Annotated in this window: 22 protein-coding genes and 2 pseudogenes; 10 read left to right on the top strand and 14 right to left on the bottom strand. The window is 73.0% G+C overall.

Going from position 1 to position 24,759, the window contains the following annotated elements; genetic code table 11:
* Positions 1 to 34: 34 nt before the first annotated feature.
* Positions 35 to 397, bottom strand: a pseudogene (locus ACPPVO_RS29245) (zinc-binding dehydrogenase); the annotation flags it as partial.
* Positions 398 to 829: 432 nt separating this feature from the next.
* Here ACPPVO_RS29245 and ACPPVO_RS29240 point away from each other — a divergent pair.
* The 4 genes and pseudogenes from ACPPVO_RS29240 (at position 830) to ACPPVO_RS29225 (ending at position 5,649) form a co-directional block, all read left to right on the top strand.
* The gene (locus ACPPVO_RS29240; RefSeq protein ID WP_426514341.1) at positions 830 to 1,258 is read left to right on the top strand and encodes a MarR family winged helix-turn-helix transcriptional regulator; all 429 of its coding nucleotides are present in this window, start codon (positions 830 to 832) and stop codon (positions 1,256 to 1,258) included.
* 283 nt (positions 1,259 to 1,541) lie between these two features.
* Positions 1,542 to 2,297, top strand: a complete 756-nt coding sequence (locus ACPPVO_RS29235) for an SAM-dependent methyltransferase (RefSeq protein ID WP_426514340.1) — start codon at positions 1,542 to 1,544, stop codon at positions 2,295 to 2,297.
* Between the two features lie 221 nt (positions 2,298 to 2,518).
* Positions 2,519 to 3,575, top strand: a pseudogene (locus tag ACPPVO_RS29230) (CaiB/BaiF CoA transferase family protein); the annotation flags it as partial.
* A gap of 319 nt (positions 3,576 to 3,894) precedes the next feature.
* A complete protein-coding gene (locus tag ACPPVO_RS29225) occupies positions 3,895 to 5,649 on the top strand; it encodes a hypothetical protein (protein ID WP_426514974.1) in 1,755 nt (584 codons plus the stop codon).
* A 197-nt stretch (positions 5,650 to 5,846) separates the two neighbouring features.
* Here ACPPVO_RS29225 and ACPPVO_RS29220 read toward each other — a convergent pair whose 3' ends face one another.
* The gene (locus ACPPVO_RS29220; RefSeq protein WP_426514339.1) at positions 5,847 to 6,809 is read right to left on the bottom strand and encodes a LysR family transcriptional regulator; all 963 of its coding nucleotides are present in this window, start codon (positions 6,807 to 6,809) and stop codon (positions 5,847 to 5,849) included.
* Positions 6,810 to 6,824: 15 nt separating this feature from the next.
* Between ACPPVO_RS29220 and ACPPVO_RS29215 the strand changes: the two genes are divergently transcribed.
* A complete protein-coding gene (locus ACPPVO_RS29215) occupies positions 6,825 to 8,243 on the top strand; it encodes an MFS transporter (RefSeq protein ID WP_426514338.1) in 1,419 nt (472 codons plus the stop codon).
* Positions 8,244 to 8,298: 55 nt separating this feature from the next.
* Here ACPPVO_RS29215 and ACPPVO_RS29210 read toward each other — a convergent pair whose 3' ends face one another.
* Both ACPPVO_RS29210 and ACPPVO_RS29205 read right to left on the bottom strand, forming a co-directional pair.
* Entirely contained in the window at positions 8,299 to 8,895 is a 597-nt protein-coding gene (locus ACPPVO_RS29210; RefSeq protein ID WP_426514337.1) for a VanZ family protein, read from the bottom strand.
* A gap of 65 nt (positions 8,896 to 8,960) precedes the next feature.
* On the bottom strand, positions 8,961 to 9,914 hold the full coding sequence (locus ACPPVO_RS29205; protein WP_426514715.1) for an NAD(P)-dependent alcohol dehydrogenase: 954 nt from the start codon (positions 9,912 to 9,914) through the stop codon (positions 8,961 to 8,963).
* Positions 9,915 to 10,396: 482 nt separating this feature from the next.
* On the opposite strand from ACPPVO_RS29205, the gene ACPPVO_RS29200 reads away from it, so the two are divergent.
* The 3 genes from ACPPVO_RS29200 to ACPPVO_RS29190 all read left to right on the top strand — a co-directional run bounded on the left by ACPPVO_RS29200 (position 10,397) and on the right by ACPPVO_RS29190 (position 13,738).
* Positions 10,397 to 11,812 (top strand): hypothetical protein, encoded by a 1,416-nt coding sequence (locus tag ACPPVO_RS29200; RefSeq protein WP_426514336.1) that lies wholly within the window; start codon positions 10,397 to 10,399, stop codon positions 11,810 to 11,812.
* A 236-nt stretch (positions 11,813 to 12,048) separates the two neighbouring features.
* Positions 12,049 to 12,393, top strand: coding sequence for an RNA polymerase-binding protein RbpA (locus ACPPVO_RS29195; RefSeq protein ID WP_360371282.1), 345 nt, complete (start codon positions 12,049 to 12,051; stop codon positions 12,391 to 12,393).
* 226 nt (positions 12,394 to 12,619) lie between these two features.
* Entirely contained in the window at positions 12,620 to 13,738 is a 1,119-nt protein-coding gene (locus ACPPVO_RS29190) for a pentapeptide repeat-containing protein (protein ID WP_426514335.1), read from the top strand.
* Positions 13,739 to 14,221: 483 nt separating this feature from the next.
* Here the strand turns inward: ACPPVO_RS29190 and ACPPVO_RS29185 are convergent, their stop codons facing one another.
* Positions 14,222 to 14,566 carry an STAS domain-containing protein gene (locus tag ACPPVO_RS29185; RefSeq protein WP_426514334.1) on the bottom strand — a complete coding sequence of 115 codons (345 nt, stop codon included), beginning with the start codon at positions 14,564 to 14,566 and terminating at the stop codon, positions 14,222 to 14,224.
* A 65-nt stretch (positions 14,567 to 14,631) separates the two neighbouring features.
* Between ACPPVO_RS29185 and ACPPVO_RS29180 the strand changes: the two genes are divergently transcribed.
* Complete coding sequence (locus tag ACPPVO_RS29180; protein WP_426514333.1) at positions 14,632 to 16,344, top strand: MFS transporter; 1,713 nt, start codon at positions 14,632 to 14,634, stop codon at positions 16,342 to 16,344.
* A gap of 522 nt (positions 16,345 to 16,866) precedes the next feature.
* Here the strand turns inward: ACPPVO_RS29180 and ACPPVO_RS29175 are convergent.
* The 6 genes from ACPPVO_RS29175 to lnt form a co-directional block, all read right to left on the bottom strand.
* Entirely contained in the window at positions 16,867 to 17,337 is a 471-nt protein-coding gene (locus tag ACPPVO_RS29175) for a GNAT family N-acetyltransferase (RefSeq protein WP_426514332.1), read from the bottom strand.
* A 56-nt stretch (positions 17,338 to 17,393) separates the two neighbouring features.
* Positions 17,394 to 17,951 carry a hypothetical protein gene (locus tag ACPPVO_RS29170; RefSeq protein WP_360371269.1) on the bottom strand — a complete coding sequence of 186 codons (558 nt, stop codon included), beginning with the start codon at positions 17,949 to 17,951 and terminating at the stop codon, positions 17,394 to 17,396.
* Positions 17,952 to 18,016: 65 nt separating this feature from the next.
* Complete coding sequence (locus tag ACPPVO_RS29165) at positions 18,017 to 18,646, bottom strand: uridine kinase (RefSeq protein ID WP_426514331.1); 630 nt, start codon at positions 18,644 to 18,646, stop codon at positions 18,017 to 18,019.
* Positions 18,643 to 19,149, bottom strand: coding sequence for an FxsA family protein (locus tag ACPPVO_RS29160; protein ID WP_360371263.1), 507 nt, complete (start codon positions 19,147 to 19,149; stop codon positions 18,643 to 18,645). The genes ACPPVO_RS29165 and ACPPVO_RS29160 overlap by 4 nt, the downstream gene beginning before the upstream one ends.
* Before the next feature lie 16 nt (positions 19,150 to 19,165).
* A complete protein-coding gene (locus tag ACPPVO_RS29155; RefSeq protein WP_426514330.1) occupies positions 19,166 to 19,969 on the bottom strand; it encodes a polyprenol monophosphomannose synthase in 804 nt (267 codons plus the stop codon).
* Positions 19,966 to 21,549: an apolipoprotein N-acyltransferase gene (lnt, locus tag ACPPVO_RS29150; protein ID WP_426514714.1), complete on the bottom strand. Its 1,584-nt coding sequence runs from the start codon at positions 21,547 to 21,549 to the stop codon at positions 19,966 to 19,968. The genes ACPPVO_RS29155 and lnt overlap by 4 nt, the downstream gene beginning before the upstream one ends.
* A gap of 250 nt (positions 21,550 to 21,799) precedes the next feature.
* On the opposite strand from lnt, the gene ACPPVO_RS29145 reads away from it, so the two are divergent.
* A complete protein-coding gene (locus ACPPVO_RS29145) occupies positions 21,800 to 21,934 on the top strand; it encodes a hypothetical protein (RefSeq protein WP_426514329.1) in 135 nt (44 codons plus the stop codon).
* A gap of 543 nt (positions 21,935 to 22,477) precedes the next feature.
* Here the strand turns inward: ACPPVO_RS29145 and ACPPVO_RS29140 are convergent.
* From ACPPVO_RS29140 to ACPPVO_RS29130, 3 genes are read right to left on the bottom strand one after another with little or no spacing between them, the layout of a single operon-like run.
* Positions 22,478 to 23,680, bottom strand: a complete 1,203-nt coding sequence (locus ACPPVO_RS29140; protein ID WP_426514328.1) for a glutamate mutase L — start codon at positions 23,678 to 23,680, stop codon at positions 22,478 to 22,480.
* Positions 23,677 to 24,057 carry a hotdog domain-containing protein gene (locus ACPPVO_RS29135; RefSeq protein ID WP_360371252.1) on the bottom strand — a complete coding sequence of 127 codons (381 nt, stop codon included), beginning with the start codon at positions 24,055 to 24,057 and terminating at the stop codon, positions 23,677 to 23,679. The genes ACPPVO_RS29140 and ACPPVO_RS29135 overlap by 4 nt, the downstream gene beginning before the upstream one ends.
* A 1-nt stretch (position 24,058) precedes the next feature.
* Positions 24,059 to 24,751 (bottom strand): OAM dimerization domain-containing protein, encoded by a 693-nt coding sequence (locus tag ACPPVO_RS29130; RefSeq protein ID WP_426514713.1) that lies wholly within the window; start codon positions 24,749 to 24,751, stop codon positions 24,059 to 24,061.
* Positions 24,752 to 24,759 lie beyond the last annotated feature (8 nt).

The raw sequence follows: 24,759 nt of genomic DNA, 5'->3' as shown, positions 1-24,759 counted from the left end.
AGACGTTGGCCGCGCGGAGCAGGTACGACGGCAGCGCGACATCCGGCCCGGCGACCGACCCGATCTGCACCCAGGCGAGCGCCTTGGAGCGGTCGTCGCGGGCGGTGAGCAGGGCGGGCAGGGCGTGCTCGGCCGGCGGACCCCACAGGTAGTCGAGGACCACGTCGACGTCCGCGGCCTTGGCCACCTCGTCGAGGCCGATCGCCGCGTCGGCGCCGAGCGACGGCAGCAGGGCCAGCCGCCGTGGGTCCCGGCCGGCCCCGGTGACGTGCGCCGCACCGAGGTGCTTGGCCACCTGCACCGCGAGCAGGCCCGCATTCCCGGTGGCCCCGAACACGAGGACGTCCTTGCCGGCGACGTCGAAGCCGCGCCGGCGCAGGCCGATCCAGGAGGACATGCCGGGGTTCATCGCCGCCGCGACGGCCACCGGGTCGGTGCCGTCCGGAAGCGTCACGGTACGTCGGCGATCCGCCACAGCCCGCTCGGCCATCGAGCCCAGTGCCGTGTCGGGCCGGACGAAGTACAACAGCTCACCCTCCGCGGTGCGACCGACACCGTCGATGCCCGGAACGAGCGGCAGGGTGCCGTCGGACGTGTAGTGACTGCCGTCGGCGGAGGAGCGCACGCGCGGGTGCAGCCCCGCGGCTTCGACGGTGACGAGCACGTCGTGCGGCCCGCCCGGTTCCGGCGTCGCGAAGTCCCCGTAGGCGGGTGGGGTTCCGAAGGAGCGGACGACAGCGGCCTTCACGGCACACCTCCAAAGAAGTTCGTGTCACGTACTATCTCGAAGATAGTTTGTGCCACGTACTACGTCAAGTACGCTGTGCCGGTGGCCACCTCGCTGAACACCGTCGACGCCCTCGTGCAGCTGTCGTTCCAGATCCAGCGCATCCTGGCCGCGGTCGGCGCCCCGTACGACCTGTCGATCGTGCAGATCCGGCTCCTCGGCATCCTGCGGGACCGGCAGGCGGGGATGGTCGAGCTGGGCGGGCACCTCGGGCTCGACAAGTCCTCGATGACCGGGCTGGTGAGCCGCGCGGAGAAACGGGGCCTGGTGCAGCGCACACCGTCGCCGTACGACGGGCGGGCCGTCCTCGTCTCACTCACCGACGAGGGCCGGCGCGTGGCGGCGGAGGGCGGGGCGGAGATCGGCCGGCGCGTTCTGGCGCTGACGGAGCACCTGAGCCCGCAGGCCCGCGCGACGCTCACCGAACTGGCCGCGTCGCTGATCCACCCCCCGTCCGCCGACGACGCATAATGCGCTCTTCCTCGGCCCGGCCGCCCCATCCGCGCCGCCAACCCGTCCGCCGACGACGCATAATGCGCTCTTCCTCGGCCCGGCCGCCCCACCCGTGCCGCGTCGCCAACCCGCCCGCTGACGGCCGGAGCTGCACGTCCCGCACATCCCCGACTACCCACCGCTATCGGCGCCGGGAGCCCGTCGTCCAGCGCAGCCCATCACAGATCGTGCCCTCGTCGTTTCGGACGAGCTGGTAAAAACCCATGGACATCGGGTGTACCGTGCTGCAACGGTCACGCTCATGAATGTGCTGAACATGCACGAGATCGCCGAGGCCGGGCACCGGATCCTCAACCCGCTGACCGAGGACAAGCTGATGCTCCTCGGCGACATCTGCCGGCTGCGACCTGGGCTGCGAATGCTGGACCTGGCCAGCGGCAAGGGCGAGATGCTGTGCCGGTGGGCGGACGTGTACGGCATCGAGGGCCACGGCGTCGACGTCAGCACCGTGTTCGTTCCGGTCGCCCGCGAACGCGCGGCGGAGCTCGGCGTCGCCGACCGGGTCACGTTCGAGCTCAGCGACGCCGCGGACGCTGTGAAGTCGGGTGAGCACAGTGGGTACGACATCGTGGCCTGCATTGGTGCGACCTGGATCGGCGGCGGGCTGGCCGGGACCGCGGACCTGATGCTCCGGGCTCTTCGCCCCGGCGGCCTGGTGCTCATCGGCGAGCCGTACTGGGTCGACGACACCCCGGACGAGGCGTACGACGCGCTGCACACGCCGCGTGACGCCTTCACCACGCTCATCGGCACGCACGATCGCCTGGAGGCCGCGGGCCTGGAGCTGCTCGAGATGGTGCTTGCGGACGGTGACAGCTGGGACCGGTACGTGGCCGCGCAGTGGTGGACGGTGTCGGACTGGCTGCGCGGTAACGGTTCGCATCCGGACGCTGACGCAATGCGCGCCTACCTCGCCGATGCGCGGCGGACGCATCTGCAGTACCAGCGGCGGTACATGGGATGGGGCGTCTTCGTGTGCCGCGTCGCGGAGGACTGACACCGCCGCAATCCGGCCTGTTCGCCGCGCCGGAGGCCCACCCGGCGATCGGCGACAGCGGGGTTCACCGCGCCACGGAGTTCCTCGACACTGTGCGCATCAGGATCATAACGCGTAGTGACCGTGATGGTGGTGCGACCCGGGCCGTTCGTCGCGTTACGGAGCGCGATGACGTCGTGGCGCCCGCTCCGGCCGGATGATCGACCGGTACCTTGCTCGGCATGAGCGATGGACCGCTGCGGGACGTGCGGGTGGTCGAGCTGGCGGGGATCGGCCCCGGCCCGTTCGCCGCGATGCTGCTGGCCGATCTGGGCGCCGACGTCGTGCGCGTCGACCGGCTCGGACCGGTGTCGCCGATCGCCCCGCCGGCGGCCGGCGACCTCATCAACCGCGGGAAACGGTCGGTGGCCGCGGATCTGAAGACGGCCGAGGGTGTCGAGCTGGTCCTGGCGCTGGCCGAGCGGGCGCAGGTGCTCATCGAGGGTTTCCGGCCGGGGGTCGCCGAGCGGCTCGGGGTCGGCCCGGAGCAGGTCATGGCCCGCAACCCGGCGCTGGTGTACGGCCGGATGACCGGCTGGGGCCAGGACGGCCCGCTGGCCGCGTCGGCCGGCCACGACATCACGTACCTGGCGCGGACGGGCGCCCTGCACGCCATCGGCCGGGCCGGCGGGCCGCCGCAGGTGCCCGCGAACCTGCTCGGCGACTATGGCGGCGGCGCGCTGTACCTGGTCGTCGGCGTGCTGGCCGCCCTGCACGCCGCATCGTCGACGGGCCGCGGCCAGGTCGTGGACGCCGCGATCGTCGACGGCGCCGCACATCTGAGCACGATCCTGCACAGCCTCCTGGCCGCCGGCCTGTGGCGCGACCACCGCGGCGTGAACCTGCTCGACACCGGCGCCCCGTTCTACGACGTGTACGAGACCGCCGACGCGCGGCACGTCGCCGTCGGCGCCCTGGAGCCGCAGTTCTTCGCCGAGCTCATCGCCCGTCTGGGCCTGACCGACGCGCCGGACCAGTTCGACGTGGCCCGCTGGCCGGAGCTGCGCACGCTCCTGACGAACACGTTCGCGGAGAAGACCCGCGACGAGTGGGCCGCCGTGTTCGACGGCACCGACGCGTGTGTGGCCCCGGTCCTGTCCCTGTCGGAGGCCCCGGCGGACCCGCACCTGGCCGCGCGCGGCACGTTCATCGCGGTGGACGGCGTAACCCAGCCGGCGGCGGCCCCGCGCTTCACCTCACCCGCGGGCGAGCCACTTCCGTCATCGCCCATCCCCACATCACCAGCACCGGCGTCGCCGGCAGCGGCGTCGGAAGCACCCGCGTCGCCGGCAGCGGCGTCGGAAGCACCCGCGTTGCCGGCAGCGGCGTCGCCAACCGCAACAACGCCGGCCCCCGCACCGGCCTCTTCCACCTCGTCGCCGCCCCCGGATCTCCCCCGGTCCACAGCGCCATCCCCGCCGGCGCCATCCCCGCCGGCGCCATCCCCGCCGGCGCCATCCCCGCCGGCGCCATCCCCGCCGCCGGCATCCACGGCGCCGTCCGCCCCGCCGCTGCCGGGCCAGCACACCACCGAGGTGCTCCACGACTGGGGCATCGCGTGAGGTTGCGCCGCTGGTGGCCGCTGCTGGGAATCGTCCCCGCATTGGCCCTGTTCCTGGCGTACCTGCGGATGGCCCGCGCCGTGACGGTCAACAGCGACGGGGCGAGCAACGCCTTGCAGGCCTGGGACCTGTTCCACGGCAACGTCCTGCTGCGGGGCTGGACCCTGTCCGATGTCTCCTTCTTTCCGACGGAGCTCATCCAGTACGGCCTGATCCAGCTCGTCACCGGCGTGACCACGGATCAGATCCACATCGCCGCCGCGCTGTCCTGGACCCTGGTCGTCGCCCTGACCGCATGGCTCGCACGATCCGTCACCGTCACATCGCTGAACGCATCCAACTCAGCCCAACCCCTGCCCACCCCGACCGGAACCCACTCAGCCACCACCACATCACCAGCCGTCACGGACTCCGACGACCCGGACCATGACCCCTCGACCGCCACGGCGTCTCCGACCGCCGCACCACGCCGGAACCTCGCGGCAACGCTGACGCATGGCGGTTGGCTGGCCGCGGCCATCGCGGTCGCGATCGTCCTGGTCCCCGCGCCCGGCTACAGCTACCAGACCCTGCTGTCATCGCCGAACCACACCGGTTCGGCGGTCCCCCTCCTGATCGCGTGGCTGCTCATCGACCGGGCCCGTGACCGCAGGTGGCTGCCGTTCGCCGTCGCGCTCGTCCTGGCCTGGGGCGCCATGGGCGACCCCTTGATCACGTTCGTCGGCGCGGTCCCGCTGATCGTGGTCTGCGCCTACCGCGCGCTGCTCGCCCGCTCGGTGCGCGGCCTCGACGCCCGCCTGGCCTTGGCCGGCATCGCTTCGATCATCGTTTCGCACGGCGCCCTGTGGCTGATCGGGCGCGCCGGCGGCTTCCGCGCCCCGAAGCCGCCGATCGAGTTCTCGCCCACGTCGGCGTGGGCGGACCGCGCCCACGCCGTCACGCACATGATCGGCATCCTGTTCGGCACTGCCCGCCCCGGCATCCAGTCGCCCTGGGTGGAGACGACGCTACAACTGGTACGGCTTCCCGGTCTGCTGCTGGCGATCGCCGCCCTGCTACTCACGGCGATCGCCGCGCTGCGCGGCACCGCCGACCGTGTCGACGCGATCCTCGCCGCTGCCATCGTCTGCGACATCGCCGCCGAGATCGTCTCGAGCCTGCCGAGCGACCTCATGGCCACCCGCGAGGTGGTGCCGGCCCTGCCGATGGCCGCGGTTCTCGCCGCCCGGGTCGTCACTCGCTGGCTGCGCGACCCGACACCGGGTCCGCGGCGCAGTCCAGCCGGGGCGCAGCTCCGCACACGACTGGCCGTGCCGGTGCAGTCGCTGTTCGCCGTCGTACTGGTTGTGCTGCTGACTGCCCTCGCGGGATACGCGCCACCGCGGGCGGCCCCGGTCGAGGGCCAGGAGGCCGCGGACTGGCTCCGCAGCCGCGGACTGCGCTACGGCCTCGGCTCGTACTGGGTGTCGAACAACATCACCGTCGGCACCTCACGAAACGTGACGGTGGTTCCAACCCTGAGCGGCGACGGCCGGCTGCTGGGCATGTGCTGGCAGACGCACACCGACATGTACGACCCCGCGAAACACGACGCCCGGTTCGTCCTGCTGGAAAAGCAGCGTCCTTTCTACGGAACTCCCGCCGACGTGACGACCCAGTACGGCCAGCCGGTCGAACGCAAAGACTTCCCGCTGTACGTGATCCTCGTATACGACAAGAACCTCCTCGACGGCTTCGCCACGACCTGCTGACCCATACACCCGTGACACCGGAAGAGCCTGCGACCTGCGCCGACGCCGTCAACTGGCTCGTCTTTCCACACCGGCGGCGGCCGGCCCCGGCAACAAGTCGCGTACGCAGACTCATCGAACCCGCTCCAAATTATTGCTTTTCCTCCCTAAAAATCTAAATGCTTTTCGCTTTTGCCTTTTCGGCATTTGCAGCGTGCTCAAGGACGCGCGGCCGCGTACAGGATCTCGCGCATCCCGGGCTGCTGCTCCTGATCCTCACGCCAGACAAGCCGCAGGCTGAGCGCAGGCACCTCGAGCGGCAGCCGGACCAGGGTTCCGGCGGCAAGACTGTCGGTGACGGCGAACTCGGGCAGCAGCGTCACGCCGAGACCACGTTCGGCCCAGGCGCGCATGACCGGCACCCCACCGGCCTTCACCCGTTGCGGTGCGTCACCAAGCAGTCGCTGCCCGGCCAGCCAGAACGAACACGCGGGCACGTTGACCAGCAGTTTCCACCCCGACAGGTCAGCGCCGGCGATCCGGTCACGCCCGGCGAGCGGATGCCCCGGCGCGGCGACCAGAGCCAGCGGCACGGGTTCGAGGTCCAGGTACGTCAACGGCCCGACCGGCGCCGGGAACCCGAGCCCGCCGACGAAGTCCCCCGCGTCGAGCAGCAGCGCCGCGTCCAGTTGCCCTTCGAGCACCCCGCGTAACAGCCCGTCACGAGCCTGGTCCGCGTGCACCTCGACCTCGACGCCGGGCCGGAACCGCGCGAACCGCTCCAGCACACCCGGCACGTACACGGCGGCGAGCGTCTCGAGCGCCCCGAGCCGCAGCAGCCGCCGTTCGTCCCGTACGTCCCGTATCGCCGCGTCGGCCTGTTCGAGCAGCGTCCGCGCCCAGCCCTGCAGCCGTTTCCCGGCCGCGGTGAGCTCCATGCCCCGGGCCCCGCGCGCGAACAACGCCACCCCGAGCGCCGCCTCAAGGGTCCGGATCTGCTGCGACACCGACGACGGCGCCAGCCCGAGCGCGATCGCCGCGTCGGTGACGGTCCGATGCTGAATGACGGCTTCAAAGGTCCGCAGCTGGCGCAGTTCCACCGCCCCATTGTTCCGCGGCGCATTCGGTTTCCCCGAACGCTCCGTGCGTTCTTCCCGGTGGAGCTGTACCCGCCTCAGCACGCAGAGTAGCTCCCCATGACCACGGCAACGCTTCCCCGACCCCGCACACGTTCGGTACTGGCCGGCATCTCCCTCGGCTACTTCATGGTCCTGCTCGACATGACGGTCCTCGCGGTCGCGGAGCCGGACCTGGCCACGTCCCTGCACGCGTCGACGGCGGGCCTGCAGTGGGCGACCACGGCGTACACGGTCGTCTTCGCCGCGCTCCTCCTTTCCTCCGGTGCCCTGACCGACCGGTACGGCGCGTCCAGGCTCTTCCGTACCGGCGTCGCCGCCTTCACCGTCGCGTCACTGCTGAGCACCCTGGCCCCATCCCTGTCGGTGTTGATCGCACTACGAGCAGTCATGGGCATCGCGGCGGCGGCGTGCGTACCGGCTTCCATGGCCCTGATCGCCGCCCTGTACCCGGCCCCGGCCGCCCGAGCGAGAGCCATCGCAACCTGGGCCGCCACGAGCGGCGCCGCCGTCGCGACGGGCCCGATCGCCGGCGGCGCCCTGGTGGGCATCGCCGGCTGGCGCGCCGTCTTCCTGATCAACGTCCCGATCGGCCTGTTCGTGCTGTTCCTGACCCGCACCGCGGCCCTCTCACGGGCAACGACCACGGCGGCGACCCGCGGCCACGTTCCCGCCACCGCTGCCGAGCACCGCGACCGCAGCCCGGCACCGGCCCGTGACCGCGATTCGGCGCCGACCCGGATCGACTGGCCCGCACAACTGGCAGCCGCAGCGGTCCTGGCCTTCGCCACCGACGCGCTCATCGCCGCGGGCGCCAGCCAGTGGCACCACACCATCGCCGCCACGGCAGCGACCGCAGCCTCACTCACGGTGTTCATCGTCATCGAGCGCCGCAGCACCGCACCGGTCCTCAACCGAGCGCTCCTGCGCGTACGCAGGGTGCAGTCGGCCTTGCTGGCCGGCGCGGCCATCAACTTCGCCCTGTCCGGGCTGCTGTTCGTCCTGCCGCTGTATCTGCAGCGCCAGCACCACCTGACCGCCCTGCAGACCGGCCTGGCGTTTCTGCCGCTGACGATCCCGTTCGTCGCGAACCCGCCGCTCACCGGCCGCATCGTCGTGCGGTCCGGCCCACATCGCCCGATCGTCCTCGGCCTGACCCTGCTCGTCGCCGGCGGCGCCGGCCTGGCCGCCACCACGCACGCCGGCTCGAGCTACGCGTGGCTGGGCCTGGCCCTGCTCATCACCGGTCTCGGCGTCTCGTTCGCGCTGCCCGCCCTGGCCGCGGCGATCGTGGCCGCCGCCCCGCCCGGCACGACGGGCGCGGCGGCAGGTGTCCTGAACGCGGTCCGTCAGGCCGGGGCGACGGCCGGTGTCGCCGTGATGGGCGCGGCCATGTCCGGCGGCATCGGCTGGTCGCTGCTCCTGGTGTCCGCCGTGTCCGTCGTAGCCCTCGCCGTCGTCCTGCGAGCGGCACGCTGAGACCGTCGATCGGCCGTCGGGGCGTTCCACAGACGCCTCGGCCGCGGACCCCGGCTCAGGGTTGCGGCACTGACGCCGATCGCGGCCGATCCGGCACCGCGCCGGCCGTCGTGCGCCACCAGCGGCGCGACGCCAGCGCGGCCAGCCCGGCACCGGCGGCGTTGAGCAGCACGTCGTCCACGGAGGAGACCCGGTCCAGCCTCAGGACGTACTGTGCGACCTCGACCAGCACCGAGCACCCGGCGCCGAGCGCGAGGACCCGCGGCAACGAGGCGAGCGCCGTGAACCGCTGCGGGGCGAAGAACCCGAACGACGCGAACACGAGCAGGTTCCCGACGATCTGGCCTGTCGCCGTCATCGGCCCGGCGGCGGCGATCGTGAGCAGATCCCGCACCGGTACCAGGCTCACCCGCCCGGGCACGGCGCCGACCCGCGCGCCCGGCAGCAGGATCGTCCACACCCACGGCACCGTCCCGTAGACGATGCCGACCTCGGCCAGCGACTTCCGCCATGCCCACGCCGGCGGGGTACCGGTGGCGCCGCGACGGCGGGCCAGTACCGACACCGCCAGTGCCGCGAGCGGCAGTGCCACCACCGTGACGAGGACGACGCCGGTGATGGTGCCGAACCAGCCGTGCCACCCCTTGACCATGCCACCTTCGCTTCCGTTCGGGCCGGCCGTGACCATGCTCAGGCGACGTCCGCTGATTGTCCTGGTCAGTCCACGAGCACGACGACCTTGCCGAGGGCGCGTCCCTCGCCGACGTGGGCGAGCGCCTCGGGCACCTCGTCCAGGCTGAACGTACGGTCGATGCGGATCTCGAGTTCCCCCGCGACGCAGCGTTCCGTGACCGGCTCGAAGTGCGCCGGCCCCTCCCTGACCGCGAGGACGCCGATCCGGCGGCGGGTGAGCGGCCCGAGCACCGTCCCGACGGTCAGCACGCGCAGCAGCGCCGACATCGACCCGCCGACGCACCGGTACCGGCCGCCCGGTGCGAGCGCCCGCCGGTAGGCGAACACGGACCGGTGCGCGACCAGGTCGAGTACGAGGTCGTACGGTCCGGTGCGGGTGAAGTCCTCGCCCCGATAGTCGATCACCGCATCAGCGCCGAGTGAGCGCATGAAGTCGAGCTTGCCCGCGTTGTCGACCCCGGTCACCTCGGCGCCGAGCCGCTTGGCGAGCTGGATCGCGAACGCGCCCGAGCCGCCGCCGGCGCCGTTGATCAGGACGCGTTGACCGGGCTGCACGCCGGCGGTGCCCTGCCACGCGATCACGCCCGCCTGCGGGATCGTCGACGCCTCGGCGTACGTCAGCGCCTCGGGCTTGCGGCTCAGTGCCGACTCGGGCGCGATCGCGTACTGCGCGAAGCCGCCCTTGAGCACCAGGTTGTCGCCGTACACCTCGTCGCCGGGCTGGAACCGGGTGACGTCCGGCCCGACCGATTCGACGCGACCGGCGATGTCCGAGCCGAGCGTCGGCCGGGCCGGGGCGCGCAGCCCGCCGATGCGCGAGTACAGCGGCGTTCCGCGGAGGGTCTCCCAGTCGCTGAGGTTGACCGAGGTCGCCTCGACGCGGACCAGGATCTGCCGGGCGGCGGGGGTCGGCACGGGAACGTCCTCGATCCGGAGCACGTCGGGAGGTCCGTACCGGTCGTACACGGCCGCTCGCATCGTCACGTCACCACGGTGCCTGATCGCGTCAACTGCGCGGCGCCGCGGTGGAGCGCGGGATGAGCGTAATCGCCTATGACCTCGGCCCCATTCCGGCGAAGAGCGCGTCGACGACCCGGCTTCACGCTGATTCCTCCGCAAAGGGCGTCATCGAGGACGACGTCAGGAGCGGATGCCGCACGTATCACGCCAGCGCCGACGGACAGTGTCGCGGTGACGGCCCGATCGACGTGCCGGCCGGCCCCGTCCGGGATCCATCAGGCGCGCCGCGATCGCGCACCGTCCCGCCCGCCACCGTCCGGCGCAAGATCCCGCTCACCTCCACGGTACACCATAACAGTCATTATGGTGTATGCGCCCGACAGGGGATTTCGAGCGCTCGCCGGCCCGGCGGAGGGTAATTATCGAATTATTGGTAATAGCAATTCGATAATTCGGCGTGTCGGCTGAACTGCGACTCCGCGGTCCCCTACGCTGTGCCGGTGAGTGAGTCCCGGATCGATGTGCGGCTCGACGCCGAAGGTGGCGCGGTCCGCGAGTATGTCGTGGAGGAGCACGCCGGCGACGATCGGCCCTGTGCGTACTGCGGGCGGGCCGTCCCGCAGCGCAGTGCGGCGGGGCGGCCGTTCCGGTACTGCCGCGACAACGACGGCGAGTGTCAGCGCAACGCTCGCAACTCGCGGATGCGGCAGCGGACGTCGCCGGGGCTGACGGGGCAGGTCGCCCGCGCGTTCGAGATCGCCGAGCGGCTCGACCAGTCGCTGACCGATCTCGTCGAGGCGCTGCACGCGGAGATGTCGACGGCCGGGATCGAGCGGCAGGTCGCCGAGGCGCGGGCGGAGGCGGCCGCGGGGCTGGTCGCGGCGCACGCGGAGCGCGACGACGCGCGGGAGGAGACCCGCCGGGCGCGGCTGGCGTTGCAGGAGGCGCGGGCGGATGCGGCACGGCAGCGGGCCGAGGCGGACTCCTCGCACGAGTCGGCGATGGCCAAACACGGCGAGCTGCTCGAGGCGCAGGCGCTGCGGCAGGCCGCGGAGGACGAGGTCGAGTTCGTGCGCGGGGAGAGCATGGCGCGCATCGCGGAGGTACAACATCGTCTTGACGCCGCCGAGGCGCGGGCCCGGCGGGTCGCCGAGGAGGCCGCCGAGCACGGACGCCGGGTGTCGGCCGAGGCGGACGCGAAAGTCGCCGCGGCGCTGGAGGACGCCGGACGGCGGGTCGCCGACGCGCATGCGGCCACGGCCGCCCACGTGGCGGAGGTGAAGGCGTCCTCGGAACAGGCGATGGCGGAGGCGTACGCGGCCGCGGAGGCGACGGTGACCGAGGCGCGCGCGGCCATGGAACGCACCGTCGCCGACGTGCGGGCGACGGCCGAGCGGTCGATCGCCGCCGCGCGTGCGGAGGGTGACCAACGCGTCACGCAGGCGCAGGCTGCGGCGGCGGAGTCGATCACGGCAGCGCGGGAGGGGGCGGAGCGGTCGATCACGCAGTACCGTGAGGCGGCCGAAACGCTCGCGGCCGAGCGTGACGCGGCCCGGCGCGAAGCGGCGACCGAAGCGGCACTGCGAGCGGAGGCCTACCGGGAACGTGACGCGGCCCGCGACCTCGCCGGTAATGCACTGCGGGAACGAGACATCGCGCACACCGCAGTGGAGCGGGCCCTGCGTGAGGGATCGGAGACGGAGGGTCGCCTGCAGCGGCGCCTGGACGCGGAGGGCGGACGGGCGGCGGGGGCCGAGGCGGCGTTGATCGGCGCACGTGAGGAGCTCGTCCGGCTGCGGGCCGAGGCAGACCGGGCACACGCCTGGGCGGACGATCTCCGCGACCAGGTGACGCAGCTCACGGCGGCCCTGACCCGGCTCACCGTGTCGGGAAGTGTGCCACCAGCCCTGGGGTGAGAAGCGTCAACCATGGGGGTGACCTGCCGAAACTACGGCGGGTGAGGCGCGACACGAAACGAACGATGTGGTCGATTATTGAAACCCAACGTAAAATCAGGGTACCGACCCGGCGACGAACCTACCGCAGTCCCTGCCGGGTCGTGTAATCTGCCCGCCCGCGGTGGGAATCGTCAGACCACGTGGCGTCGTTGGTTACAGCGAAGCGCAACACGATTCGAAGGGGAAGACCAACCATGGGCGAGCGCATGCTGCGCGGCAGCCGTCTCGGAGCCGTCAGCTACGAGTCCGACCGCAACACCGAGCTGGCTCCGCGTCAGACCCGCGAATACCTGTGCGCGAAGGGGCACCAGTTCGAGGTGCCGTTCGCTGTCGACGCCGAGGTCCCGATGACCTGGGAGTGCAAGTTCGACGGGAGCGTGGCACGGCTGGTCGACGGCAGCGAGCCCGAGCAGAAGAAGGCGAAGCCGCCGCGCACCCACTGGGACATGCTGCTCGAGCGGCGTTCGATCGCCGAGCTCGAGGACATCCTCAACGAGCGTCTCGAAGAGGTTCGCCTGCGCCGCGGCCGCACCGCGTAACAGCCCGAACACTGTCGAAAGCCCCGGCCGGGTCGGTCGGGGCTTTTCGACGTCCTCGTACACCGCCCCGGCGCAGCTCCCTCGTGACCCCCGACTGGCCGTCGCCGGCACCCGCTGCACCACGGCACCGGACCGGCCCCCGTCCGTCGACGGGGGCCGCTGCGGCGGTAATGATGTTGCGGCGATCCGTACGCAAGGTACCGTCGGGCCCGGACGGGAAGGGACCATGAACGCAGAGCTACGCGCCGACTGCTCCAAGTGCTTCGGCCTGTGTTGCGTCGCCCCGGCGTTCGCCCGCTCGTCCGACTTCGCGATCGACAAGCCGGCCGGCCACGCCTGCCCGAACCTCGGCGACGACTTCCGCTGCGGCATCCACACCCGGCTGCGGGACCGCGGCTTCACCGGCTGCACGGTCTACGACTGCTTCGGCGCCGGCCAGCACGTCGCCCAGGTCGTCGCCGCCGGCCGCGACTGGCGCCACAACCCGGCGTCCGCACCACGGATGTTCGAGGTCTTCACCGCGGTCCGCATCCTGCATGAGCTGCTGTGGTACCTGACGGAAGCCCGCTCCCTCCCCCAGTCCACGCCGCTGACGGAAGCCCTCGATGACGCTCTGTCCACCACACGAGCACTCAGGGACGCCGCCGACGAGCTGACGCCCGACCTCGCCGAACGTCACCGCGAGCGGATCGCGCCCTTACTGCGCGAGGTGAGCCAGTTGGCGCGCACGGCCCGGCCCGGCTCCCCCGACCGCAGCGCGGCACATCCGGTTCCGCTCGACGGCACCGCGGCACAACCGGGTTCGACCCACCGCGTCGCGGACCAGCCGAGATCCCGCGACCGAGCCGCGGACCAACCGGATTCCCGCGACCGAGCGCCGGACCAATCGGGCTCCCGCGACCGAGCGGCGGACCAATCCGATTCCAGCGACCGTGCCGCGGACCGACCGGGTTCCCGTGACCGTGCCGCGGCACAGCCTGGTTCGCGAGCACAGCCGGGTTCTCGCGGCCGGGTTCGTGGGCGCAGCACGTCTCCGGGCACATCGGCCGGGCGGGCGAAGAGTCCGGCGCTGGGGCGGCAGCTCATCGGGGCGAAGCTTCGCGGTGCGGACCTGCGCAACGCCGACCTGCGCGGCGCGCTGCTGATCGGCGCCGACCTGCGGGGCGCGGACCTGGGCAACGCCGATGTGATCGGGGCTGATCTGCGCGGCGCGGATCTGTCCGGTGCGGATCTGCGCGGTGCGCTGTTCCTGATTCAGTCGCAGCTGGACGCGGCCGTCGGTGATGCCACGACAGGCCTACCGGACCGTCTACGCCGGCCGGCGCACTGGTCCACCGGCCGATGATCCCCGCCGCCGCACCGATAATGGTCGCTTCGCGTCCACGGCTCGCTGCCGGACGCTTTGCCAGCACGGCAATTGCGGCAGACCGAGGCGTCGTTGCGAGGCGTATGCAGACCGCACCGTCCGGCCCCGCCGATGGGCGTTGTGGCCTCGGCCGCGCCGGGGCGGTGCTGCCTCCGGCGTCGGGTGCGGCCCCGAATGGTGTAGATGGTGTAGGCCCAGTCGGCGCGGCCAAGTTCGTGCGGCCCGGTCAGCCCAGTCCAGCTCCTACGGTCCAGTTCGTACGTCCGCAGTCGCACGGCCAACTCGCGCGGCGCGGTTCGGTGCGGCCCAGCTCGTGTGGATCAGGTCGCGCGGCGCCATTCGGAGCGGCCAGCTCGTGTGGATCAGGTCGCGCGGCCCTGCTCGTGCGGCGCCAGTCGGAGCGGCCGGCGCGTGCGGCCCAGCTCGTGAGGCGCGGTTGGTGGCGCTCGCCCTCACCGGGGGTCAGACAGCAGGGGCGACGTTGAGGGCTTCAGCGACGGTGTCATGCACGGGGATTGGGCCGGTCAGACCAACAGTGCGTAATAAGCGGGCCACGAACGGTGTCGGGGCGGCGAGGCGCAGGAAGCCGCCGGCGGCGTGGCAGTGATTGCGGGTGTACGCGAAGGTGCCGAGGCCTATCGAGTCACAGAAGTCGACGCCGGCGAGGTCGACCACGACGCGTGTGTTTCCGCTTTCGAGGAGTTGATGCATCGTGTCGCGGAGGGCGACGGCGGTGTTGATGTCAATGGCACCGTGGATGCTCACGAGGACGATGCCGCCGTCACGGTTGGTCACTGCAACATGCATCACCAAATCCTGCCCGTGATCGTCACGTTCCGCAGCATGGTGGCCACCCGATCGGGTGATATCTCGTGAGTGCGGTCCGGCTGCTTGCCGCCGCGGCGCTGGCCCGCACTGCGGATGCCGGCGCCGGCGTGGTGATCGTGCTGGCGGCGGTGCGGCAGCTGGGCGGTCCGGCGCAGGGTTCGCTGGTACTCGCGGTGCTGCTCGTGCCGCACCTGGTCGCGGGCCCGCTGGTGGGTCTGGTCACCGACCGTGCGCGGCGTCCACGGCTCGTGCATTCGGGGTTCGTCGCCGGGTTCGGCATCGCAATGGGTGGCATTCTGTCGCTGCTTGGTCACGTACCGCAGCCGATTGTGCTGGTGCTGGCGGTCGTTGCCGGCTGCTGCGGCTCGATGGTCTTCGGTGGGCTCTCGAGCCGCCTCGATGATGTCGTCGCGGAGCCGGATCGGGCGCGGTTTCGCGGGCTGGATGCGGCGACGTACAACGTCGCGGACATTTTCGGGCCGGCGGCGGGGGCGGCGCTGGCGGTGTCGGTCGGGGTGGCGGCCGCGGCGGCCGTGATCGCGGCGGCGTGTCTGTCCGCGGCTGTGCTCCTGCTGACGGTGCGACCCCTGGCGGCGGTGGACTCCGGCGCTGGCCCGGTGCGCATCACCGGCTCCCCCGGCGCCGGGGCGGGGGCGACGTCCGCGGCGGGCAGGGTGAGGGCGGGGAACTTGGGCACGGACGGAGCGGGGGTGGATGGAGCGGGGACGGGCGGCGGAGCGGAGGTTGCGAGGGCGGGCGGAGCGGGGACCGGCGGCGGAGCGGAGGGTGCAAGGGCGGGCGGAGCGGGGACGGACGGCGCAAGAGCGGGCAGTGTCGGGGTGGACAGTGTGGCGGCCGGCCTCGGGGTGGAGCGTGTGCCGGGCGGTACGGAGACGAGCGGGGCAGCGGGCGGCGACGGGGCGAGCACCGTCGGCGTCGGCGGTGTGCCGGGCGGTACGGAGACGAGCGGGGCAGCGGGCGGCGAAGGGGCGAGCACCGTCGGCGTCGGCGGTGTGCCGGGCGGAACGGGGAGCGGCGGCGCGGCGGGCGGCGTTGGGGCGGCCGGCGTCGGGATGGGCAGTACGGCGGGCGGCGTTGGGGTGGGAAGTGCGGCCGGCGGCGAGGCAGGGTCGGACCCGCGGGTGTCGTTCGTGGAGGATCTGCGGGCCGGGTTTCGGGCGATTGTCGTTTCGCGGCCGCTGCTGGCCGTTACGGCGGCGTCCTGTGTCGGGGCGTTCGGGCACGGCATGATGCCGTCGATCGCGGTGCTGCTCGGGGTGGCGCATGGGCATCCGGCCGGGGGTGGGCTGCTGGTGACCGCGATCGGGCTCGGGGCGCTCGCGGGGTCGTTGCTCATGGCGCGCCGGCCGGTGGCGATCGCGCCGCACCGGGTGGTGGTCGGCTGTCTTGTGGTGACCGGGGTTGTCCTGGCCTCGGTGCCGCTGGTGTCGAGCTGGGCCGGGGTCGTCGGGTTGTTTGCGGTGGCGGGGTTGTTCGACGGGCCGTTGTTCACTTCCCTGTTGCAGGTGCGGGCCAGCGAGGCGCCGGCTCGGGCTCGGACGCAGGTGTTCACGCTCGGGGCCGGGGTGAAGCTGTCGGCGGCGGCGATCGGGGCGGCGGTGTTCGCCGGGGTGGGTGGGTGGCCGCTGTGGGTGCTTCTCGTGGGGCTTGGTGGGACGCAGGTGGTGGCGGCCGTGGTGGGTGTGGCGTTGCTGGCCGGGGGGCGGCGGCGGGAGAACGTCAGGCCACGGAGGTAGACCGCGGGGCGGGCGGGAGAACCGCGGCGCCGGGCGGGAGCGAACCGCGGCGCCGGGCGGGAGCGAACCGCGGGGCGGGCGGGAGAACCGCGGGGCCGGGCGGGAGCGAACCGCGGGGTAGGCGGGAGGGAACGCTGGGCCGCGGAGGTCGGATGCGGGAGCCGGGAGCGCCGGCCGGAGCCAGGGGTCCCGAGCGGCGAGCCGCTGAGGTTGAACGGGAACGAAAAAAGCGCATACACAGCCGCCCGGGCGGCCTCCCTGGTTGGGAGGCCGCCCGTACGGTGCGAAGGCGCTTCCTAGCGGTGACGGCGACCGTAGTCGCGGGCGATCAGCAGCCAGGAGTGGTGGCCGCGGTTGAACGCCGGGACGCACCGGCCGTCGTCGAAGCGGCCGCGGTGCTCGCCGACCCAGGCGAAGAACTCACACGTCTTCCGGCTGTCGTAGCGGCCGGCGATCCAGGTGCGGACGTGGTCGTGTGCGGGTGGGCGCGCGGTACAGAAAAGCGGTACAGAAAAACAGCGCTCAGGGCTTCACGGCGCGGACGAGCACGGTACCGCCGACGGTGAACGGCTCCCGGTCCGTCGGAGTGAAGCCGCACCGCAGATAGGCGTTCAACGCGGCCGTGTTCCCGCAGGCGAGCTCGAGCTCGACGGTGTCATGCCCCCGGTCGCGGGCCCAGCCGGTGACGGCGTCGGCGAGGTGGGTGGCGATCCCCCGGCCCCGGGCGGCGGGCTCCACCCACATGCTGATCAGATGCGTCGTGGCCGGGTCCGCGGCCGCGACCCACGCCCCGGCGATCCCCAGCGGGAGGGCCGGCCCGGCGAACGCGGCGAAGAACGCGCCACCCGCGGGCCAGGTCCGCCAGTCGGCCTCGCTGCGTCTGGCCTCGCGCGCGTACGTGCTGGCGAACGCGTGCGGGCTGTCCTGCAGGGCGCGCAGCCGCAGGTCGCGTTTCAGCTGCCATTCGTCGCGGGTGAGTGGGCGTACCTCCACGGGAGGAACCTTCCCAATTCGCCCGCGGAAGGGCAAGAGGGATTCCGCGCCCGCAATCAGGTGATGGCGCGGTCGGTGTCCAGCTGCTGCACGACGGGGCCGACGAGGTCGGTGAGGTCCCGCACGAGGACGGTGACGGCCCGCGCGGCGGTGGCCACGACGTCGTCGGGGCGGGCGTCGGGCTCCGGCGCCTCCGGCAGGCCGTCGAGGGGCAGCGGCGCCTCGATGAGCAGGGTGGTGCGCAGGTGCGGGTACCGGCTGAGGTCCCGGTCGCCGGGCTGGACGAACTGGCCGAACAGTTCGGGCCAGCCCCGCCAGCCGCGGTCGCGCCACCAGGCGCGGGTCGTGGTGAGCTCGGCCGGCAGCGGGGAGACGAGCTCGACGCGGGCGGTGAGGCCGCCGTCGAACGGGTTGCGGCCGCAGGTCGCGGACAGGACCCGCCGGTGCCAGCGCACGTAGCCGGGGTCGAGCAGCGGCGGGGTGGCGAACGTCCAGGCGGTGCAGGCGAACGCGACGGGGGCGATGTCGCCGAGGCTGTGGGCGAAGGCGGTCGGGGCGGAGCGGACGAGGCTCTCGTACCGGTCGTGGTCACGATCGACCCAGAACGTCTTCACGCCTCCGACGGTAGCCGCTGATCACGGCGCCGCCAGGCCCGTCCGCGCACAGCCGAACCCGCAGGTCAGAACGCGGTCACGAGGGCCGGATGGTGCGGGTCGTCGGCGCGGGCGACCAGATCGGCCTGGTACTCGGGCATGACCTCGTCGCGGTAGCGCCCGTAGGCGGGCAGGGTCCAGGCGAGGTCCGCCGGCAGCCGCCGGGCGAGGGCGGCGTCGCTCTGCAGCAGATGTACCGACACATCGAAATCCAGGCCGGCGCCCAGCAGGAACACGCCGGAGACGATCACGACGCCGTGCGGGGGCACCTGCGTGTAGCGGGCGCGGGTGGCCCGGTCGGTGCCGGGGTCCCACAGTGACGGCAGGACCCGGCCGGTCCCGCCGGGCCCGGCGGGGCCGAGGACCTCGCGGGTGAGGGCGCGCAGGTCGAGCCAGTCCTCGTAGTAGGCGTCGGGGTTGGTCCGGCCCCGTTCGAGGCGCAGGGACGCCGCCCGCAGGAACCCGCCGGCGGGCACGTGCAGGGCGAACACGCCGGCTTCGTGCAGTATCGCCGCCAGCGCTTCGGCCAGGTCGTGGACCCCTGCGGTGGGGGCCCCGTCGACGGCGACCCGGGCCGGGTGGGCTCCGGCGGCGGCGCGGGCCCGTTCGGCGGCGTCGGCGGCGAGGGCCGCGACGGTGACCGGGGTCGCCTTCACCGCGGGTCGATGACCTCGCCCTCGACGACCTCACCCTCGACGACGTCACCGGACGCCGGCGTGGGCGGCGGGGTGACGGGGCCGCGTTCGGCGCGCACGACCCGCGGCCCGAACAGGTCACCGGCGGCGGCCGGGGAGATCCGCCGTTCGGCGACGCGGCGGACCTGCCGGCCCGCGAACGCGCGGACCGGCGGGGCGAGCAGCAGCAGCCCGGCGGCGTCGGTGAGGAAGCCGGGCACGATGAGCAGCAGGGCGCCGATGAGGCCGGTGAGGCCGTCGGAGACCTCACCGCCGGCGGGCCGGCCCTCGCCGAGGGCGCCCCGGAACCGCCGCCACGCCCGGACGCCCTCGCGTTTGACCAGCATGAACCCGAGGGCCATGGTGGCCAGGCCGATGACCACGGCCCAGCCCCAGCCGATCGCCTGAGCGACCAGCACGAACACGGTGATCTCGGCGATCACCAGCAGGAACGCGCCGATTGCCGCCCAGCCGAGCCCTCGCATCTGCCCCGTCCTCTCCTCAGCGCCCCTGGCCGCCCTTGGCCGGCCCGTTCCCGGCGACGACCCGCTTCAGGGCGTTCCAGCGGGCGGCGGTGCCCCACACCGTCACCTTCCACAGTGCCTCACGAACGATCGAGGAGCTCATCTTCGACTGGCCCCGTTCGCGTTCGGTGAACGTGATCGGCACCTCGGCGACCCGGAACCCGTCCTTGTGGGAACGCCACGCGAGGTCGACCTGGAAGCAGTACCCGTGGGACGCGATCGTCTCCAGGTCGATCTTGCCGAGGACCGGGGTGCGGTACGCCCGGTAGCCGCCGGTCGCGTCGCGCAGCGGCATGCCGAGCGCGAGGCGCACGTACACGTTGCCGGTCCGCGAGATCGCCTGCCGGTGGAACGGCCAGTTGACGGTCCGGCCGCCCTTGACGTACCGGGAGCCGAGGACCACGTCGTTGTCGGCGAGCGCGTCGAGCAGCTTCGGCAGCTCCTCGGGCGCGTGGGACCCGTCGGCGTCCATCTCCACCACGGCGTCGTAGCCGCGTTCGGTGCCCCAGTGGAACCCGGCGATGTACGCGGCGCCGAGGCCCTGCTTGCCGGCCCGGTGCATGACCTGCACGGCCGGGTCGTCGGCGGCGAGCTCGTCGGCGATGGCGCCGGTGCCGTCGGGGCTGTTGTCATCGGCGATCAGGATGTCGACGGCGGGGGTGGCCTTACGGACCCGCTCGACGATGATCCTGATGTTGTCGGCCTCGTTGTACGTGGGGATGATGACGAGGACCCTGCCGACTCCGGGGTATTGGTTCACGCCTCGGTCGGGTGTGCTCACAGGTCCTCCTTGATGCCTGGGTCGGCGTCGTGGCTGATATCGGTGGTGGTGCGGCGCCGCCCGAACCGGGCGGCGGCGAGCAGTGCGACGGCGAGGGCGGCGATCACGTATTCGGGGATCGCTCCCAGCCTTGTCGCAAGCGTACGTTCTGTGCCGAGGTGCAGCTCGGCGAGGATGACCGCCGGCGTATTGAACCCGGTCTCGCCGCTGGTCGCGCCGGTGTGCGACGCGAACGCGGAGATCCCGACGGTGGAGGCCATGAGCGCGTCCCGGCCGTGTTCGACGGCCCGCAGCCGCACCATGGCCAGCTGCTGGCGGGCCTCGGCCTCGTCGAACGTGGCGTTGTTCGTCTGGACCGTCAGCAGCTGCCCGCCGCCGGTGACGGTGTCACGGACGAGCCCGTCGTAGGCGACCTCGAAGCAGATGACGTCACCGACGGTGGCCGGCCCGACCTGCAGCACGCCGGGGCTGGTCCCGGCGGTCATGTCGGTGACCCGGTCGACCTCTTTCGACACCATCCGGGCGATGCCGCGCAGCGGCATGGTCTCCGCGAACGGCACCGGGTGCCGTTTCACGTACTTCTGCACCGGGTCGCCGAGGTCCCGGCCGGGGTTGAACACCAGCCCGGCGTTCTCGACCCCGGTCTCGGGGCTGTACAGCACGGCCCCGACGAGGATCGGCGCGCCGACGGCGTTCGCGGCCTGGTCGATGAGCAGCCCGGCGTCGGTCTGGCGCAGCGGGTCGATGTCGCTGGCGTTCTCGGGCCACACGACGAGGTCGGGCCGCCGCGCCCCGGCCCGCACCTGGTCGCCGAGCTCGATCGTGGCCCGCACGTGGTTGTCGAGGACCGCCCGCCGCTGGGCGTTGAAGTCCAGCCCGAGCCGGGGCACGTTGCCCTGCACGACGGCGACGTAGACGCTGCGGCCGCCGGGCTGGGCCAGGGGTACCGCCTGGGCGGCCGCGGCCACGGCGCACCCGGCGACGACGGCCGCGAGGGGCGCCACGGCCCGCCGCGCGTCGGTCCCGGCGCCGATGCCGCGCAGCACGGCGTAGCCGGCGAGGCCGCCGATGAGCGCGACGGCGAACCCGACGAGCGGCGCCCCACCGGCGGCGGCCAGCCGCAGCAGCGGCGACGTGTCCTGGCTGAACGCGAGCCGCCCCCACGGGAACCCGCCGAACGGGGTCCGGTCCCGCAGCGCCTCCTGGGCGACCCACAGCGCGCCGACGGCGACGGGCCACGCCCAGCCGCCGCGGTTCCAGCGGTGCCGGCCGTGCAGCAGCGGGCTGATCCAGGCCCCGGCGGCGCCGACGAGCCCGATGTACAGCGTCTCCAGGACCGACAGCAGCAGCCACGGCACGAGGCCGGTGTGCAGGTTGGTCCAGGCCAGCAGCGGCGTGAAGAACAGCGCGCCGGTGACGGTGCCGAGCCAGAACCCGCTGCGCATCCGCCGCCCGTGCACGGCGACGGCGAGCAGCGCGACGGCGGCGGGCGCGGCCCACCACAGCCCGTACGGCGGGAACGCGACGAGCATGGCCCCACCGGCGGCCGCGGCGGCGAGCAGCGCGGCCCACGCCGGCAGCGCGGGCCCGGTCCCGGCCGGCGGGGCGGGCGGCGCCGAGGGTGCGGCGGCAGAGTCTGGTTCGACCAACGTCACCTGCGCCATCCCCGAGTCGTTCCGACCGTGCCCTTGCGGCGCCCATTATGCGGGGTAAGTCGCTCGAACGTGGAATCGCGGGGTGGGAGGCCCGGGAGACCCCTCATTCCGGGCGCGCGCGGTGACCGTCCGGTGATGTCCTGCACACATCACCGCACAGCCGTGCAGTCCGCCGATGTCCGATTTTTCGCCCGTGTACCCCACGAGCCCCGGCGGCCCCGCCCCGCCGGGCGGCCGCCGCCGCACCGCGCCCCCGCTGCCAGCCTCGTTCGTGACGAACACGTTCGCGCCAGTGCCGGACGGGCGGTGAGCGGAAGCGCCGGTGGGTGAACGTCCCGCGGCCGGCGGCATGTGGAAGTTCCGCAGCTGCCGGTGGCCGCAACCGCAGCGCGGTGTGTGCGAACGGCCGGGGCCGGGGCTGGAAGCTGAAATGGGGGCGCGACCGGAGTCGCGCCCCGCGCTCCCAGGCCCTGTGTCCGGCCGGTGCGGCAGTGACGTCGTGCGCGGCCTTCGTTCCGGCTCGGCACGGAGCTGGCTGCCCGTGCGCGTGCCGTTGTCTACTGGTCGCGTGATCCCCCCTGCCCTTACACCGGTGGATGCCCGTTCGCAGCCCCCGCCGACCCCCGCCCGCCGCACTCGGGGTCGTCCCGTCGGTTGACGAGGACGTCCGGCATGGCGGGCGTTGGAGAGTAGCGAACCGCGGTCATCCTTCCCGAGGTAGGACGCAAAGACGGTACGCGGCTGCGCGGGGTGCCTGTCAACCGCCCCGGCGGATGGATTTCACCTGGGCGGCGTGTCGCGTTGGCGTGTCGGCGCCGGTTCACCCGCACGCTCACGGCCCGTGACCGGGACATCACGATATGAGGCCGGCGCAGAGGGCGGCGGCAGCCGCCGGGAACGGCGTTGCCAGCAGGCCCGCGGAGGCGAGGATGTAGGCGCTGTCCACGGCGGTGCGGGGTGCCCGAGGCAGGGCCCAGCCACCGGCGTGGTCGTGCAGGGTCGGTACGAGCGCCGCGTGCGCGGCGGCCGGTTCAGCATGCCGGAAGACACCGCCGGACGCCACGACCGCCGCAACGTGTCGCAGGTCCCGTCCCGCCCTGGTGTGGCGGCGCACCGCGACCGTGACCGCGGCGGCGGCCAGGCCGAGCGGGCCCGGGCCGACGGTGAGCCGTTCCCGGGCGGCGGCCGCCACGATCCCGTCCACGTTCCACCGCACGCCCAGATCCCCCTCCACGGTCCGCTGCTCACCCAGCACCCCCGCCACCGCGTCAGGAGCCGTCTCACCGGGCTGCAGGGCCGAGTACACGTCGGTCGTCGCCCCGCCCACGTCCACGACGAGCAGGTCCCCGCCGGCGGCCCGGGCGAGGACCCCGACACCGGTCAGGACCGCGTCCGGGGTCGCGGCCGACACCAGCCCCGCGAACCGGGGGCCCCGCGACAGCCGTTTCCCGCCGATGACGTGCCGGATGAACAGGTCCCGGATCGCGGCCCGGGCCGGGCCGGGGTCGGTGACCCCGATGCGGGGCAGCACATTCCCGGCCGCGACGACCGGCAGCCCCCGCCCGGCCAGCAGGGCCACGATGCCGTCGGTGGTGTCGCGGTTCCCGGCCACGACGACCGGCACCCGCCACCGGGCCGCGGCGAGACGCCGCGCGTTGCCGGTGATCGTGTCCGTTTCGCCGCCGTCGGTACCGCCGCACAGCAGCAGCACGTCGGGCCGGGCCGCCCGCAGCGCCCGCACCCCGTCCCCCGTCAGCGGACCGGTCGTGGTGTGCACGACCCGCGCCCCGGCGCTCAACGCGACCCGGTACGCGGCGTCGGCGGACACCAGCGCCTCGAACCCGACCACGCCGAGGCGCAGCCCACCCCCGGCCGACGAGCAGCAGTACACGTGCCCGACCGGCCCGGCCGCCCGCAGCAGCGCGTCGACCCCGTCCAGGACGTCACCGCCGAGGGTCGTCGGATGCGACGCGGTGTGCAGCAGCGCCCCGCTGGACGTGTCGACGACGGCGAGTTTCGTGTCCGTCGAGCCGACGTCGACGCACGCGGCGATCACGGGACGACGACGGTCCCGGTCGCCGACACCGCAAGGACCGGCGGGTCCAGGACCGCGGCCGCCGACGGGCCCCGGCCCGGGTCGGCCCGGCACGTCACCCGGCAGGTGAAGTCGACGGTCCGGGACCGGTTCCCCTGCCGGGTCACGACCGCGGTCACCTCCACGACGTCACCGGCGTGGACCGGGGCGTGGAACGTGACACCGCTGTACCCGGCGAACAGGCCCTCGTCGCCGTCGGTGCGGATGCACAGCTCGGTCGCGGCGTCCCCGAACAGGGCGAGGCTGTAGGCGCCGTCGACGAGGTTCCCGCCGTAGTGCGCATGCCCGTACGGCACATACCGGCGGTGGGTGACCTGCACCCCGACCAGACTGCTCATGTCAGCGGCTCCGAACGGTGATGGTGTGCGCGAGGTAGGAGGCGACCTCCCGGGGCGTCGTACCGCGGCCGAAGATCCGGTCGACGCCGAGCTCGGCCGCCATCAGCTCGTCGAACCGGGGCCCGCCGGCCACCAGCAGCGGCCGCCGCGCGGCCGGGAACGCCTCCCGGAACGCCGCCGACATCGCCCGCACATTCTGCAGATGCGCATCACGCTGGGTGACGACCTGGGAGACGAGGACCGCGTCGGCCTTCTCCTGCCCGGCCGCCTCGACCAGGTCCGCGACCGACACCTGCGCACCCAGGTTCACGACCCGCAGCTCCCGGTAGTACTCCAGGCCCTTCTCCCCGGCGATGCCCTTCACGTTGAGGATCGCGTCGATCCCGACAGTGTGCGCGTCGGTGCCGATACACGCCCCGACGACGACGAGCTTGCGCCGCAGCCGCCCCCGGACCGCGGCGTTGACATCCTTCGGCGACAGCAGCGGATAGTCACGCTCGGCAACGACGACCCGGTCGGGTTCGACGAGATGACCGACCCGCCCGTACACGACGAAGAACGTGTGCTGCTCCCCGATCGGCCGGGCGTGCACGACCATCGCCGGGTCGACGCCCATCTTCCCGGCCAGCTGCAGCGCCGCCCCCTCGCCCCGTTTCCCGGCCGGCAGCGGCAGCGTGAACGACAGCTGCACCATCCCGTCGC

Origin of the sequence: Dactylosporangium sp. McL0621, assembly GCF_049995355.1 — a bacterium.
Taxonomy (GTDB): Bacteria; Actinomycetota; Actinomycetes; order Mycobacteriales; family Micromonosporaceae; genus Dactylosporangium.
Note: the sequence above shows the minus strand (reverse complement) of the source record. Positions and strands in the feature narration are given on the sequence as shown.

Excerpts from the sequence above, each read along its gene's own strand:
- ACPPVO_RS29130 (WP_426514713.1), bottom strand. The coding sequence starts at position 24,751 with ATGGTGCAGCTGTCGTTCACGCTGCCGCTGCCGGCCGGGAAACGGGGC.
- ACPPVO_RS29190 (WP_426514335.1), top strand. The coding sequence starts at position 12,620 with ATGAACGCAGAGCTACGCGCCGACTGCTCCAAGTGCTTCGGCCTGTGT.
- ACPPVO_RS29135 (WP_360371252.1), bottom strand. The coding sequence starts at position 24,057 with ATGAGCAGTCTGGTCGGGGTGCAGGTCACCCACCGCCGGTATGTGCCG.
- ACPPVO_RS29160 (WP_360371263.1), bottom strand. The coding sequence starts at position 19,149 with ATGCGAGGGCTCGGCTGGGCGGCAATCGGCGCGTTCCTGCTGGTGATC.
- ACPPVO_RS29210 (WP_426514337.1), bottom strand. The coding sequence starts at position 8,895 with ATGGTCAAGGGGTGGCACGGCTGGTTCGGCACCATCACCGGCGTCGTC.
- ACPPVO_RS29205 (WP_426514715.1), bottom strand. The coding sequence starts at position 9,914 with ATGCGAGCGGCCGTGTACGACCGGTACGGACCTCCCGACGTGCTCCGG.
- ACPPVO_RS29195 (WP_360371282.1), top strand. The coding sequence starts at position 12,049 with ATGGGCGAGCGCATGCTGCGCGGCAGCCGTCTCGGAGCCGTCAGCTAC.
- ACPPVO_RS29185 (WP_426514334.1), bottom strand. The coding sequence starts at position 14,566 with ATGCATGTTGCAGTGACCAACCGTGACGGCGGCATCGTCCTCGTGAGC.
- ACPPVO_RS29215 (WP_426514338.1), top strand. The coding sequence starts at position 6,825 with ATGACCACGGCAACGCTTCCCCGACCCCGCACACGTTCGGTACTGGCC.
- ACPPVO_RS29235 (WP_426514340.1), top strand. The coding sequence starts at position 1,542 with ATGAATGTGCTGAACATGCACGAGATCGCCGAGGCCGGGCACCGGATC.
- ACPPVO_RS29145 (WP_426514329.1), top strand. The coding sequence starts at position 21,800 with ATGTCCGATTTTTCGCCCGTGTACCCCACGAGCCCCGGCGGCCCCGCC.